Source organism: Massilia hydrophila (genome assembly GCF_020208145.1).
Classification (GTDB): domain Bacteria; phylum Pseudomonadota; class Gammaproteobacteria; order Burkholderiales; family Burkholderiaceae_D; genus Telluria; species Telluria hydrophila.
Window position 1 is genome coordinate 18252 of the sequence record NZ_JAHYBX010000008.1, and the last position, 13907, is coordinate 32158.

Annotated in this window: 11 protein-coding genes; 5 read left to right on the forward strand and 6 right to left on the reverse strand. The window is 68.5% G+C overall.

What is annotated here, in order from left to right:
* Nucleotides 1-91: 91 nt before the first annotated feature.
* Nucleotides 92-2641 (forward strand): penicillin-binding protein 1A, encoded by a 2550-nt coding sequence (locus LE190_RS16935; protein WP_439847497.1) that lies wholly within the window; start codon nucleotides 92-94, stop codon nucleotides 2639-2641.
* Here LE190_RS16935 and LE190_RS16940 read toward each other — a convergent pair.
* The 4 genes from LE190_RS16940 to LE190_RS16955 form a co-directional block, all read right to left on the reverse strand.
* Entirely contained in the window at nucleotides 2638-3198 is a 561-nt protein-coding gene (locus LE190_RS16940; RefSeq protein ID WP_225239808.1) for a M23 family metallopeptidase, read from the reverse strand. The genes LE190_RS16935 and LE190_RS16940 overlap by 4 nt on opposite strands.
* 96 nt (nucleotides 3199-3294) lie before the next feature.
* Complete coding sequence (locus tag LE190_RS16945) at nucleotides 3295-5145, reverse strand: sensor histidine kinase (RefSeq protein WP_225239809.1); 1851 nt, start codon at nucleotides 5143-5145, stop codon at nucleotides 3295-3297.
* 160 nt (nucleotides 5146-5305) lie between these two features.
* A complete protein-coding gene (locus LE190_RS16950) occupies nucleotides 5306-6448 on the reverse strand; it encodes a mechanosensitive ion channel family protein (protein ID WP_225239810.1) in 1143 nt (380 codons plus the stop codon).
* A gap of 310 nt (nucleotides 6449-6758) precedes the next feature.
* Complete coding sequence (locus LE190_RS16955) at nucleotides 6759-6938, reverse strand: DUF3606 domain-containing protein (protein ID WP_224945940.1); 180 nt, start codon at nucleotides 6936-6938, stop codon at nucleotides 6759-6761.
* Between the two features lie 184 nt (nucleotides 6939-7122).
* Here LE190_RS16955 and LE190_RS16960 point away from each other — a divergent pair, with 184 nt between their 5' ends.
* The 3 genes from LE190_RS16960 to LE190_RS16970 all read left to right on the forward strand — a co-directional run bounded on the left by LE190_RS16960 (nucleotide 7123) and on the right by LE190_RS16970 (nucleotide 10131).
* Nucleotides 7123-7446, forward strand: a complete 324-nt coding sequence (locus LE190_RS16960) for a thioredoxin family protein (protein WP_224945941.1) — start codon at nucleotides 7123-7125, stop codon at nucleotides 7444-7446.
* Nucleotides 7443-8747 carry an MFS transporter gene (locus tag LE190_RS16965; RefSeq protein WP_225239811.1) on the forward strand — a complete coding sequence of 435 codons (1305 nt, stop codon included), beginning with the start codon at nucleotides 7443-7445 and terminating at the stop codon, nucleotides 8745-8747. Before LE190_RS16960 ends, LE190_RS16965 begins: the two co-directional genes overlap by 4 nt.
* A gap of 133 nt (nucleotides 8748-8880) precedes the next feature.
* Nucleotides 8881-10131, forward strand: coding sequence for an aspartyl/asparaginyl beta-hydroxylase domain-containing protein (locus tag LE190_RS16970; RefSeq protein WP_225239812.1), 1251 nt, complete (start codon nucleotides 8881-8883; stop codon nucleotides 10129-10131).
* 25 nt (nucleotides 10132-10156) lie between these two features.
* Here LE190_RS16970 and LE190_RS16975 read toward each other — a convergent pair whose 3' ends face one another.
* Nucleotides 10157-10966, reverse strand: a complete 810-nt coding sequence (locus LE190_RS16975) for a DUF481 domain-containing protein (RefSeq protein WP_307734720.1) — start codon at nucleotides 10964-10966, stop codon at nucleotides 10157-10159.
* Between the two features lie 145 nt (nucleotides 10967-11111).
* Nucleotides 11112-12404 (reverse strand): NCS2 family permease, encoded by a 1293-nt coding sequence (locus tag LE190_RS16980; RefSeq protein ID WP_225239813.1) that lies wholly within the window; start codon nucleotides 12402-12404, stop codon nucleotides 11112-11114.
* A gap of 110 nt (nucleotides 12405-12514) precedes the next feature.
* Here LE190_RS16980 and LE190_RS16985 point away from each other — a divergent pair, with 110 nt between their 5' ends.
* Nucleotides 12515-13747, forward strand: coding sequence for a hypothetical protein (locus tag LE190_RS16985; protein WP_225239814.1), 1233 nt, complete (start codon nucleotides 12515-12517; stop codon nucleotides 13745-13747).
* The last annotated feature ends 160 nt before the right edge of the window (nucleotides 13748-13907 follow it).

The window sequence follows — 13907 nt, forward strand, 5'->3', positions numbered from 1 at the left end:
ACCGTGCATACGGGCCCGGTCGGCTATACTTGCCGCATATACAAGGCAGGCCCGACGGCCGCCCCGATGGCATTCGCAGCAAGGAACCATAGTGGACCAGGATAACAAGACCGAACCCCGCATCGAGCCCGCGCCGGGCAGGCAGGCGGGCCCGCAGCATCCTCCGCCGGGGCAGGGCCGGGGTCCAGGCCAGCGCGGCCGCGCCATGTTCGAGGGTGCCCGCTCCCGGGCACGGGCCGGATACGCGATGGCGCAGGCACGCCTGCGCGACCGGCCGCGCGCCGAGCAGGCGCTCCTGATCGGCCTGTGGGCCCTGGCCGCCGGCCTGATGGCCTTCTTCCTGTACCTGGTGATCCTGATTCCGCTCACCCCCGGCATCGACGACCTGCGCCAGGCCAGTACTGCGCGTCCGAGCGTGATCCTCTCGAGCGACGGCAAGGAGCTCGGCACCTTCGAGAAGGGCCTGCAGGAACGGATCAAGCTGTCGCAGATATCGCCGCACGTGATCAAGGCCCTGATCTCGACCGAGGACCACCGCTTCTACGACCATCACGGCGTGGATTTCCGGCGCGTGGCCGGCGCGCTCCTGGCCACCCTGAAGGGCGATGCCCAGGGCGGCTCGACCATCACGCAGCAGCTGGCGCGTAACATGTTTCCCGACGAGATCGGCCGCGCGCGCAGCATCAACCGCAAGATGAAGGAACTGATCACGGCGATCAAGATCGAGAACACCTACAGCAAGACCGAGATCCTGGAAGCCTACCTGAACACGGTGCCTTTTTTGTACAACGCCTACGGCATCGAGATGGCCGCGCGCACCTATTTCAGCAAGCCCGCGGCCAAGCTCGATGTGCTGGAGTCGGCCACCCTGGTCGGCATGCTCAAGGGCACCCATTACTACAATCCGGTGGCCAATCCGGAACGTTCGAAGACACGCCGCAATGTGGTGCTGTCCCAGATGGCCAAGCACGGCGCCTTCAGCGACGAGCGCTATCGCCAGCTGGCCAAGCGCCCGCTGCGGGTGCGCTTCGCGCGCCAGAACGACCGCAGCGGGCGCGACGACCACTTCACCGCCTACGTGCGCAAGTGGCTGCTCGACTGGGCCGAGGAAAACGACTACGACCTCCAGCTCGACGGCCTGGTGGTGCACACCACGCTCGATTCGGAATTGCAGGCGGCGGCGGAGCGCGCGGTGGAACGCCAGGCCAATACCCTGCAGGCGATCGCCGACGTCGAATGGGCGCAGTCCGGAATGCCGCGCTCGACCTCGGCCGGCATGTACACGGCCATGCGCAGCGAGGTGAATCCCTTCGCCTACTACTGGAGCACACACGGGCGCGAACTCGACGCCTTCGTGCGCGAGAGCGGCGAGTACCGGCGCGCGGTGGAGGACGGCGAAGCCCCGGCCGCGGCGCTCAAGCGCCTGAAGGCCGACCGCGCATTCCTGCGCGAGCTGAAGGCCGCCAAGTCGCGCCTGGAGGCCGGCTTCGTCGCGATGGACCCGCACAGCGGCGAAGTGCGCGCCTGGGTCGGCAGCCGCAGTTTCGAGCGCGACCAGTTCGACCACGTGGTCCAGGCGGCGCGCCAGCCGGGCTCGACCTTCAAGCCGGTCGTGTATGCCGCCGCGCTGGAGGCGGGCATCCCGCCCGAGCAGACCTACCGCGACGTGGTGCAGGACATCCGGGTCGGCGGCACGGTCTGGCGCCCGACCGACATGTCGGGCAGCAGCGGCGGCCTGATGACGATGCGCGACGGCCTGGTGCTCTCGAAGAACACCATTACCGCCCAGGTGATGCAGCAGGTCGGCGTGGCGCCGATCGTGCGCCTGGCCCAGGGCATGGGGATCCGCCAGAGCAAGCTGGAGGCCGTGCCCTCGCTGGCCCTGGGCACCAGTCCGGTGACCCTGCTGGAAATGGTCAGCACCTACAGCACCATCGCCGCCCAGGGCGAATACCGCAAGCCGGTGTTCGTGCGCCGGATTACCGACCGCGAAGGCAAGACGGTCGCCGATTTTGCTCCGGACGCGCCGCAGCAGGTCCTTTCCCAGAACGCGGCGCTGGCCCTGGTGGACATGCTGCGCGGGGTGGTCAACCGCGGCACCGGCGGCGGGGTGCGCTACCGCTTCGGCATCCGCGGCGACGTGGCGGGCAAGACCGGCACGACCCAGAACAACACCGACGGCTGGTTCATCCTGATGCACCCGAACCTGGTGGCTGGCGCCTGGGTGGGCTTCAACGACAACCGCGTACGCATGCGCAGCAGCTACTGGGGGCAGGGCGGCCACAACGCGCTGCTGCTGGTAGGCGACTTCATGCGCGCCGCCCTCGACAGCGGGCGGATCGACGAGGAGGCCCTGCTGCCTGGCGGCCGCACGGCGCCGCCGCCGCGCCCGGCCGAGGAGCTGGAAGACATCGAGGAAGGCCCGGGCGAACTCGAGATCGAAGGCGCCGTGCCGTTCGAGGGCGAGGTGGCCGATCCGGAACCGATCGAGGACGAGCCGGCGCCACCGCTCCAGCTGTCGCCGCCGCCGGCTCCGGTGCCGGCCCAGCCGATTCCGGTGCAGCCGGTACCGCTGCCCGAGATCGCCCCGCCGCCGACCAGCGTCGAGGGCGCCGAGCGCGAGGCGGAGATCATCATCTAGCGCGGCGCCCGGCTGCGCCCCGCGTTGCCCGGCTCCGGCGGTCCGGACCGCAGCAGCGGATAGGGATTGAGCGCGCCGTTCGCGTCATACACGCCATAGTGCAGGTGGGGCGGGGTAGTGCGCGCATTGCCGGTATTGCCGACGTAGCCCAGCACGCGCCCCTGCTCGACCCGCATGCCGGGCGCCACGTCCGAAAAGCGGTCGAGGTGGGCGTAATAGTGCCGCTGGCCGCCCGGCCCAAGCATCCACACCACCTGGCCGCCCAGGCGGTTGGTCCCGACCCGCAGCACGATGCCTTCCGTGCTGGCGCGCACCGCCGTGCCACGCGCGGCGAAGATATCGATGCCTTCATGGCGCCGGCCGCCGCCGCGGGCGGCGTGCCAGGTATCGCGCAGGGCGGCCGGCCGCAGCCCGGCGACCGGCATGGCCAGCGCGGACGGGGCCGGCATCGCGGCCAGGCGCATGGCATAGCCGGCCTGGCGCAGCCACGGGCCGAGCAGTCCCCATGCCAGCAGCAGAAGGACGGCAAGCAGCAGGCTACGCAGGAAGCTTCGCATGGCAGGGGGCGGGTCCGTGTCCGATTCCTCCCACATTGGGACGGGAGCGTGGAATAACAGGGTGCCCTGGCTGCACCGGCGCAGCCGGCGGCGACCTCAGTGCGCGCCGAGCGCCGCGGTGCTGGCGCGCACCGCGCCCCCGGGAGCGCCGTCCGGCCGCAGCGGGAAGACCAGGGTAAAGGTGCAGCCCTGCCCCTGGCCCGGGCTGTGCACCGAGACCCGGCCGCCATGCAGGGCGCTGAGCTCCTTGACCAGCGCCAGGCCCAGGCCCAGGCCGCCCTGGGCGCGGTCGATGCTGGTCGGTCCCTGCACCAGGACGTCGAAGATCACCGGCAGCAGCTCCGGCGCCAGGCCGACCCCGCTGTCGCACACGTCGACCACCACCTCGCGCCCGTCCTCGCCATGGCGGCAGCGCACCGCGATGCTGCCGCCGGCCGGGGTGTACTTGATGGCGTTATGCAGCAGGTTGTCGACGATCTGCTCGAGCCGGGTGCGGTCGCCGTCGACCCAGGCCGGCACCAGCGCGATGTCCCACCGGTGGCTGCCGGCATCGACCAGGCGCTTGGCTTCGACACAGCCGCGCAGCACCTCGGCCAGGTCGACCGGCGCATGCTGCAGCACGATCTTGCCGGACAGGATACGCTGCACGTCGAGCAGGTCGTCGACGATGCGGGTCAGGTGGCGCAGCTGGCGCCGGCTGATCTCGCGCGCGTTGGCGGCCAGCTCCGGACGCAGGTTCGGCATGTCGAGCACGCTCATCGCCCCCGAGATCGCGGCGAGCGGGTTGCGCAGTTCGTGGCCCAGCATGGCCAGGAAGCCGTCCTTGGCCTCGCTCTGGGCCTCGGCCATGCGGCGCGCGCGCTGCTCGCTCACCAGGAGCTGCTCACGTTCGTTCTGCAGGGCCTGGCGCGCCGCGCTCTCGCGCGACAGCGCCTGGCTGGTGTAGTGCAGGCCGTCGAGCAGGGCATCGACTTCGTCGACCTTGGTCAGGCGTGGCCTGGCGATGGCGCCGCGTGCCAGCGAATTGGCGACGCTGCCTGCCTGCTGCAGCGCAACAGTCAGCTTGTTGCCGAGGAAGACTGCAATCAGGAGCGCGAAACCCATCAGCGCGATCAGCGCCAGGGTCGCGTACAGGGCCGCGGTGCGCGCGGCGGACTCGATCTCGGCGACCGGCACGCCGATCACGATGGTCCAGCCGGTGGCCGCCGAGCGCGTATACACGCCGTAGACCTCGGTCCCCTCGTGGCTGACGTGGCGCAGCACGCCGCTTCCGGCGTACAGGGCGGCGGTGCGCATCTCGGGGTGCATCGGTTTGCCGGCGACATCGGCGCCCTTGCGGTTGCGCGCGATGGTATTGCCGCGCGAATCGAAGATCCCGACCTGCCAGCCGGGTTCCAGTCCATTGTTGCTGAACAAACGCTCGAAGTAGCGGGTGTCGAATACCTGGCTGATCACGTAGCGCGGCACCAGGCCGGGCGGCGTCGGCACGTCGACCGAGACCACGGGGCGCCGCGAGGTTGCGCCGACGAAGTAGCCGGACACCCGCGTCTTTCCACTGCGCAGGACCTCGGGGACAAAGGTCCGGCCGCTGCCCTGCAGCGCGGCGCCGAAGGGCTTCAGCGTATTGAAGGCCGGCTGGAACTGGCTGTCGACCATGATGGTCCAGGACAGCGGATCGTTCTCGTTCAGGCGCACAGCCAGCCGGTAGACCTGGGCCAGGTTGCCGCTCGCCAGGCTTTCGGAATTGGCCATGGTACGCAGCAAGGCCTCCTTGACGGCGATCTCGCGGTCGACCAGCAGCGCGGTGGCGCGCGCGGTTTCCTGGACCCGCTGGATGCGCGACTCGCGTTCCCAGTCGATCAGCATGGACACCCCGATCCAGAACGCGAGTGCGACCGGAATCAGGATGGCCGCGGCCATCAGGAACAGGTAAGTGCGGGTTTTCATGCTGCTGGCGCTCGCCCGGCGGTTCCGGCGGGCTTCATGTCGGATGTGCCCGCCAGCTTAACAGAAGCGTTTTGCTACTGGAAATGTTTTCTGTCCGGAGCGGCCGTTTGCGCCCTCGGCGACATCCCGGGCCCGCAGCCGCCCCGGAGCACCGCGCCGTTCAGTGATTCAGGAAGCGCGTCCGGCGCGTGTCCGGCACCTGCTCGTTGGCGGCCGCGCCGTCGGCCGCCCCGGCTTCGTGCAGGCTGCCCTGCATCAGGACCTGCTGCGGGCGCGGCGCCGCCGAAATGCCGTGATCGGCAAACATCTGCAGGATGTCGAGGTTGATCGCCTGCTGGGTATCCATGTACAGGTCATAGTTGGCGTCGAGCATGGTATAGACGATCTCGTACTCGATCCAATTCTGGTCCACGGTCTTCAGGTGGGCGCGGTCGAAGCGCAGCTGCGCGTGCTTGCCGATCAGCGCGCGCAGCAGCTCCGGCACCTTGCCCGCCAGCGCCGGCGGCGTCTCGGGACTGGCACGCAGCGTGAACACGATGCGGCGCGTGCTCATGCGCTTGTAGTTGAAGACAGTCTGGCGCAGCAGTTCCGCGTTCGCGACGACGATCTGCTCGCCGCTCAGCGCGCGCAGGCGGGTCGTCTTCAGGCCCACATGCTCCACCGTGCCGGAAAACTTGTCGACCGCAACGAAGTCGCCCACTTCGAAGGGCTTGTCGACGGCGATCGACATCGAGGCGAACAGGTCGCCCAGGATGTTCTGCACCGCCAGCGCGATGGCCACGCCGCCGATCCCGAGGCTGGCGATGAAGGTGGTGACATTGATCCCCAGGTTGGACAGCATCGCCAGCAAGAACACCACCCAGACCGTGGTCTGCAGCAGCCAGATCACCACGGTGTGGGCGACCGTGACCTGCTGGTCGCTGCTGCGGGCGTGCGTCGTGAAGTAGCGGCGCGCGCCGATCTTCACCGCGCGGTGGAGGAACATCGCGATCTGGATGCCGAGCGTGAAGAACCACAGGTGCGACAGGCGGGTGTTCCATGGTTCCGGCAGTTCGAGTACGGACAGGCCGATCAGGACCGCGGTGGCGAAGATGGCGAGGGTGCCGGTGCGCGCCAGGGTCTTGCGCAGCACCTGGGCGATGGTGCGGTGCTGCCGCTCCTCGCTCAGGCGGCCGAGGCGGCGCCGGAACAGGACCAGGGCGCCATGCATCAGGACGTAGCTGAGCACGGCGGCGCCGATGGCGAACAGGGCATTGGGCAGGCTGATCTGCAGCGAAGAAAAGAAATGGTGGATATTGTTCAAACCGGACTCCTTTCGGTTGGCGCCGGCGCCGGCAAGGCCAGCAGCTGGCATGCCGGAACGCCGGGGCATGCGGCGGCCAGCCCGGGACGGGGCCTCGCGTCGCGGCCAGGGAATGGGTGCCAGGGGCCAGGGGCCGGGGAGGCGAGCACCGGACAAGCGGGGCCGCGCCGCGCACCCTCACGCGGCTGCGCCGCCGCGGCTTGCCGGCCAGCGCGCCGGGCCGCGCGCTGATACCAGCATTGCGGCGCGCAAGGGATCGCACCGCCGCGGTCGATCCGCGGGGCGATGGACCGGGCGGCGTTTCAGGATGTTACTGGCGTTTCAGGTGCGCGCGCACGGCTTCGGCGCTGGGACCGACCTGCTGCACGGCGCGTTCCAGCTCCTCCTTGGTGACACCCAGGGCCTCGGTCCAGTGGCGCACCTCCCAGTCTTCGTGCACATTGATGCGGGCGCGGTCCTGCGGACCGTTGTTCTTCAGATTGTCGGACATGATGCTCTCCTTGGTGAACGATGCTTGCCTCCAGAGTGCCAGCGGGGGCCGGCGCGTTCCGTACGCTGTTTCACCGTACGCGGCCGTTTTGTCCTGGAATCGACCCGGCCGGCCGTGCCAGCGCCTCCAATTTGAGGTAGGCTTGCAGCATTGCCAGCTCCGGCATTCGATGGAGGAAATCCGCATGTCCGCACCTTATGAAACCGCCCAGCCCGAACGCAGCGCCGTCGACGCCATGCCGGGCACCGTGATGCTCGATTTCGGCGCCAACTGGTGCGGCTATTGCCGCGCCGCCGAACCGCTGATCGACGAGGCGCTTGCCGGCAGCCAGGGCGTACGGCATGTGAAGGTGGAGGACGGCCCTGGCCGGCCGCTGGGGCGATCGTTCCGGATCAAGCTGTGGCCGACCGTGGTCGTGCTGCGCGACGGCCAGGAAGTGGCGCGCGTGGTGCGCCCGGTGTCGAGCGACGAGCTGCGGGTGGCACTGGCCCAGGCCGGTGCCGCATGAGCGCAGGGGCAGCCAGCGTCCCAGCCAACAAGCCGCGCACCGTCCTGTTCGCGAGCCTGATCGGCACCACCATCGAGTTCTACGACTTCTACATCTATGCCACCGCGGCGGTGCTGGTGTTCCCGCGGCTGTTCTTCCCGGCCGCCGATCCCGCCGCCGCCACCTTGCAATCGCTGGCCACCTTCGCCATCGCCTTCTTCGCCCGTCCGGTCGGCTCGGCCGTGTTCGGCCATTTCGGCGACCGCATCGGGCGCAAGGCGACCCTGGTCGCAGCCCTCCTGACCATGGGCATCTCCACTGTATTGATCGGGCTGCTGCCGACCTATGCCGCGATCGGCACCACCGCGCCCCTGCTGCTGGCGCTGTGCCGCTTCGGCCAGGGCCTGGGCCTGGGCGGGGAGTGGGGCGGGGCGGTACTGCTCGCCACCGAGAACGCGCCGCCAGGCAAGCGTGCCTGGTACGGCATGTTCCCGCAGCTGGGCGCGCCGATCGGCTTCTTCCTCTCCGGCGGCACCTTCCTGCTGCTGGGCCAGCTGATGCCGGACGAGGAGTTCTTCCGCTACGGCTGGCGCATTCCCTTCCTGGCCAGTGCGCTGCTGGTGCTGGTCGGCCTGTACGTGCGGCTGAAGATCACCGAGACGCCGGACTTCCAGAAAGTGCTCGACCGTAACGAACGGGTCAAGGTACCGGCGCTGGCCGTGCTGCAGGGCCACCGGCGCGCGTTGCTGCTCGGCACCCTAGTCGCGCTCGCGACCTTCGTCGTGTTCTACCTCATGACGGTGTTCGCCCTGAGTTGGGGCACCACCAGGCTCGGCTTCTCGCGCCAGCAGTTCCTGCTTCTGCAACTGGTGGCCGTGGTGTTTTTCGGCCTCACCATCCCGCCCTCGGCGCTGCTGGCCGACCGCTATGGCAGGCGCATGGCGATGATCGTGGTGAGCGCCGCCATTGCCCTGTTCGGTCTGCTGTTCGGCCCGTTGTTCGGCGCCGGCACGCTGTTGGCCGTGGGCGGTTTCATGGTGCTCGGCATGTGCCTGGTCGGTTTTACCTACGGGCCGCTGGGCACGCTGCTGGCCGAACTGTTCCCGCCCGAGGTGCGCTATACCGGCGCCTCGCTCACCTTCAACTTCGCCGGCATCCTGGGCGCCTCGCTGGCCCCTTATGCCGCCACCTGGCTGGCAACGAACCATGGCCTTGCCTTCGTCGGCTACTACCTGAGCACGGCTGCGTTGCTGAGCCTGTTCGCTTTGCTCGCGATTGGCCGCCGAGGAACGCAGCGGCCCATCAACACCGCCGCGTCATGAGGGCGTCGCCGCCGTAAATATTGCTTGCCAACATGCATATGTCTGCACCAGAATGTATTGACGGTCAATACGGGTACGACATATGCAGCAGGCAGGTATCGAAGAAATCGGCGTCCTGGAGCGGGATGCGCAATTGGCTGACGCACGCGGCGATGCCCGTCGTGCCGGGCAATTGTGGGAAAGCGTGCTGGCGCGTGTCCCGCACCATGCGCGCGCGCTGCGTTCGCTCTCGCACCACGCCTTCCAGGCTGGCGACCTGGCGCGCGCCCGGGCATTGCTCGAGCGCCTGGTGGCCGCAGATGGACGCGACGTCCAGCAGTGGCTGAACCTGTCCGTGGTCTGCCTCGCCATGCGCGACGAGGCGGCCGAGGAAGAGGCGCTGCGCGGCGCGCTCACGGTCGATCCATACGACCTGGTGGCGCTGGTGCTGCGCAGCCGGCTCTACATCCGCCAGGGCCGGCGCCGGGAAGCGGCCGGCGCCTGCGCCGCGGTGGCCGCGGTCGCGCCGCCGCTGCACACGCTGGCGCCCGACCTGCAGCCGGCCGTCCGCGAAGCGCTGGCCTGGCACCAGGACTACCAGCATGCCTTCGGCGGCTTCATGGACGACTTCCTGGCGCCGCGCCTGCGCGAACTGCAGGGCGAACTGGGCGGCGAGGCAGCGCGCCGTTTCCATGATTCGCTCGACGTGATGCTGGGGCGCAAGCGGCGCTACGAGCCGCAGCCGCAGCTCTTCCACTACCAGGGCCTGGCGCCGCTGAGCTTTTTCGAGCGGGAGGATTTCCCCTGGCTCGATGCATTCGAGGCCGCCACCGATGCGATCCGCGCCGAATTCCTTGCCGTCCAGGGCCAGCAGGAAGGCTTCACGCCCTACATCAACTACGGACTGGACCAACCGCTGGCCCAATGGGCGGAACTGAACGGCTCGCTGGACTGGAGCGCCTTCCGCCTGATCGACAATGGCGCGCCGGTGGCGGACAACGCGGCGCGCTGCCCGCGCACCATGGCACTGCTGGCCCAGGCCCCGCAGCCGGAGCAGCCGGGACGCACGCCTAGCGCGATGTTCTCGGTACTCAAGCCGCACACCCGCATTCCGCCGCACACCGGGGTCAGCAATGTGCGACTGGTCACCCACCTGCCGCTGATCGTCCCCTCCGGCTGTGGTTTCCGGGTCGGCAATGACACGCGTGAATGGGAAACGGGCAAGGCCTGGGTGTTCGACGACACCATCGAGCACGAGGCGTGGAACGACAGCGGGCAGCTGCGGGTCGTGCTGATCTTCGACATCTGGCACCCGCAGCTGTCGCAGGCCGAACGCAGCCTGATCTCGGCGATGAGCGCCGGCATCAACGCGTTTACCCGCAGCGCCGGCGGCTACGAGCTCTAGCGCTAAGGGCGGGGCGACAGGACAGTCAGAACGAATAGACCATCGTCAGCGAGGTCTGGGTGTCCGTGTTCTTCTTGCCGGCTGGCACGCTGCTGTCGCTGCGGGCGCTGAAGCCGGCTTTCATTTGCATGGTCGAGTTGATCTTGGTACTGAGCGAGGTCTCGGCCACGGAGTGCGTGTTCGAAGTGCCTTTTTCCACGCTGACGGTCTGGGCGAAGTAGGCCGAGGGACTGACGCGCCAGCGGAACTGGGCCGCGCCGCGCACCGTCAGGCCGTTCTCGTCTTCGCCGGTGGCGCGCTCGCCCGCGAAATAGCCGGGACCGATCTCGACGTCGAGGGTCTTGTTGTCCGAGTCGTACCAGCGCGAACCATGGCCGACCGCGAGCGACGAATAGCGGGTGTAGGCGCCGAAGCGGTCATTGACGTGCGAACCGAGGATGAAGGCGCGCTTGCCTTCGCCGAGCAGCTTGAGGGACGCCTTGGCCGAGGCGGCGAAGCGTTCCGCCGACTTGCTGCGCGCGAGCCGGCCATCGTCGTCCTCGTATTCGTCTTCCTTGAAGAAGCCGCTGACAATGAATTCATGGCTCCAGTTGGCGGTCTCGTGGCGGGCGTCGACCTTGCCGGTGATCGACGTGCCGGTGGTGTTGCCCGAGGTCGCGATCGCACCCACTTCCGCCGAGGTGAACCAGCCGCCTTCGGGAATCTCGGGCAGGTCCATCCTGATCGGACCGTGGACATCGCCAACAGGCGGCAGGTCCGGCCCCGCCAGGACCGGGCTGGAGAGAGCGCACAGCAGCAGCGCCGGCGCATGTGCCAGGAAGCGTAATGATTTCATAAGCATCGTGTTGCCGACAGATGCCCGACATTGTATCGTAAAGCCCGCCTGATTCGGCCAAAAAGATGCCTTTCGACACATTCATTCCGCCGGCGGCGCGCCTGCGGACCGCGTGCCGTGCCAGGTGCTACGGCGCCTCGCCGCACTAGGTTCCCACGTAGACGATCTTGAAAGTGAACAGCGCCGCGATCACCCACACCACCGGCGCCACTTCGCGCGCGCGCCCGGTCAGGAGCTTGAGGACCGCATAGGTAATGAAACCGAAGGCGATGCCTTCCGCGATCGAGAAGGTGAAGGGCATGACCAGTGCGGTGACGGCCGCCGGGATGCTCTCGGTGGAATCGCCCCATTCGACTTCGCCCAGGTCGGACAGCATCAGGCAGGCCACGAACAGCAGGGCCGGCGCGGTGGCATAGGCCGGCACCACGCCGGCCAGCGGGGCGATGAACAGGCAGGCCAGGAACAGCACCGCCACCGTCAGCGCGGTCAGGCCGGTACGCCCGCCGGCCTGCACGCCGGAAGCGCTTTCCAGGTAGGCGGTGGTGCTCGAGGTGCCCAGCACGCTGCCGGCCACGATGGCGCCGCTGTCGGCCAGCAGGGCCTTGTTCAGGCGGTCCATCTTGCCTTCGACCAGCAGGCCGGCACGGCGCGCCACGCCCATCAGGGTGCCGGTGGCGTCGAACAATTCGACCAAGAAGAACACCAGCACCACGTTCAGGATACCGACCGAGAGCGCACCCGGGATGTCGAGCTTGAACAGCGTCGGCGAGATCGACGGCGGCAGCGAGAAGATGCCCTGGTAGGTGTTCCCGCCGAAGAAGAAGGACAGCACCGTGACCAGCACGATGCCGATCAGGATCGCGCCCTTCACCCGCAGGCGGTCAAGCGCGACGATGGCGAAGAAGCCGACGATGGCCATGATCGCCGACGGCTGGTGCAGGTTGCCGGCCTTGACCAGGGTGGCTTCGCTGCCCACCACGATGCCGGCGTTCTTCAGCGCGATCAGGGCCAGGAACATGCCGAGGCCGACCGTGATCGCGACCCGCATCGATTTCGGGATGCCGTTCACGATCATGCCGCGCAGGCCGAGCAGCGAAACGAGGATGAACAGGCAGCCGGAGATGAATACCGCGCCCAGCGCGGCCGGCCAGGCCACGCCCATGCCCAGCACCACCGCGTAGGCGAAATAGGCGTTCAGCCCCATGCCCGGCGCCATCGCGATCGGGTAGTTGGCATACAGGCCCATCACCGCCGTGCCCAGTGCCGCCACCAGGCAGGTGGCGACGAATACCGACTCCTTGGGCATGCCGGCGTCGCCCAGGATCGAGGGGTTGACGAAGATGATGTACACCATCGTCAGGAAGGTGGTCAGGCCGGCCAGCAGTTCGGTACGCACGTCGGTGCCGCTGTGGGTGAGCTTGAAGAATCGGTCGAGCATCGTGGGCTCCATGGTTGCGCAGGCTGAAGCATAACATTGCGGCGTGCCCGGGTGCGCATCGGCATGCCAATGCGCTAACATGGTGCCTCCACCAATCACGATCGATGCACATGCCGAAGAACAAGCGTCCGCTGCCCCGCACCTCCAACAATCCGCGCGAGCCGGACCATGCCGCGCTGGCCCAGGAACTGGCCGACCTCGCCCTGGCCATCGCCGAGCGCGAGGACGCGCCCGGTTTCGGCTCCGCCCCGGAGCGCGACGAGGAACTACTGGCGGCCGTGCGCAAGCTGCTGCGCAAGAAGCGCGACGAAGCCCTGTACGAGGCGATCGAAGTGGCGCGCTACACCGATCCCGAAGCCTGCCGCCTGCTGCGCGGCCGCATCGAGGAAGAGGCGGCCAACTTGCGCCTGCGCCGCGAGGACAGCAAGGGCGGGGGCGAGGGCGGCGCCGTCGAGTACGAGATCGACGCCTTCCTGATCCCGCTGTTCGTGCGCAGCACCGGCGGCCTGCGCGCCGAGGATGGCTTCCAGGACCCGCAAGCGTTCGAGGCGCTCGCCAACAGCTTCCTGCTGGCTGGCCTGGAAAGCGCGGGCGCCAAGCTGGTGCTGGTCCAGCATGCCTATGACCTGGCCGAGATCGACCACGTGTCCTACTCGACCCTGCAGGACATGCTGCGCGAGGCCGCCGCCTCGCTGCTGGAAAAGAAGCTGCAGCCGGCACCCACCATCGAGGCCAGCATCCGCGGCTGGACCGGGGAACGTTTCGCGCCCGACGAGTCGGCGCTCGAACTGCGCTTCCTGCTCGGCTTCTCGCTCAAGCGCGCCGACGATCCGTTCTATGCGGTACCGGCCGACGAAGCCGGTGCCGACGACTGGTATGCCGGACGCGAGGCGCGCTACCGGGCCTGGACCGCGGATGCGGCGCCGCTGGTGCGGCGCCTGCTGGCACGCGATCCTGACGCGCTGCGCGTCGATTTCCTCTACCAGGACCTGTTCTTCGGCGCCAAGGAGCAGGGCGTGGCCGAACTGGGGACGCTGGGCATCCTGTCCGAGGTCGCGCGCACCCTCGCCGCCAAGGAGCTCGAGGCCGACCAGGTGCGCGCGGCCGTCGCGCCGCTCGATGCGGGCGAGCACATCGTCCTGCGCGTCAACCTGTACGCGCTCGACGGCGGCAGTCCCTGGGGCAGTGTCGAGATCCCGGTCGACCTGGCTGCCGACCTGGGCGCCGAGGTCGACAATCTGTGCGATGCGCTGCTTTCGCTCGGACTGGAAGGTGTGTCGGTGGCGACCGGCTTCAGCCAGGATGGCCATCCGGAAGGCGCCGAACCCTACCAGCCCGGTTAAGCCCCCGGTGGTGCGTCCCGGCGGCGGGTCCGCCATCGGCTGCCTTCCTACCGACCCGACAGGCGCCTGCTACACCTCGCCGGCTCGGGCAGCGCCTTCTCCGTCCCGAATGAAGAGCCGCGTTCGCGCGACGCGGATCGCCGCGGGACGCGGTGGATTC

What these genes read in the sequence shown, in the direction of transcription:
- LE190_RS16960 (WP_224945941.1), top strand. Translation starts at nt 7,123, where the DNA reads ATGTCCGCACCTTATGAAACCGCCCAGCCCGAACGCAGCGCCGTCGAC.
- LE190_RS16945 (WP_225239809.1), bottom strand. Translation starts at nt 5,145, where the DNA reads ATGAAAACCCGCACTTACCTGTTCCTGATGGCCGCGGCCATCCTGATT.
- LE190_RS16965 (WP_225239811.1), top strand. Translation starts at nt 7,443, where the DNA reads ATGAGCGCAGGGGCAGCCAGCGTCCCAGCCAACAAGCCGCGCACCGTC.
- LE190_RS16940 (WP_225239808.1), bottom strand. Translation starts at nt 3,198, where the DNA reads ATGCGAAGCTTCCTGCGTAGCCTGCTGCTTGCCGTCCTTCTGCTGCTG.
- LE190_RS16980 (WP_225239813.1), bottom strand. Translation starts at nt 12,404, where the DNA reads ATGCTCGACCGATTCTTCAAGCTCACCCACAGCGGCACCGACGTGCGT.
- LE190_RS16975 (WP_307734720.1), bottom strand. Translation starts at nt 10,966, where the DNA reads ATGAAATCATTACGCTTCCTGGCACATGCGCCGGCGCTGCTGCTGTGC.
- LE190_RS16955 (WP_224945940.1), bottom strand. Translation starts at nt 6,938, where the DNA reads ATGTCCGACAATCTGAAGAACAACGGTCCGCAGGACCGCGCCCGCATC.
- LE190_RS16985 (WP_225239814.1), top strand. Translation starts at nt 12,515, where the DNA reads ATGCCGAAGAACAAGCGTCCGCTGCCCCGCACCTCCAACAATCCGCGC.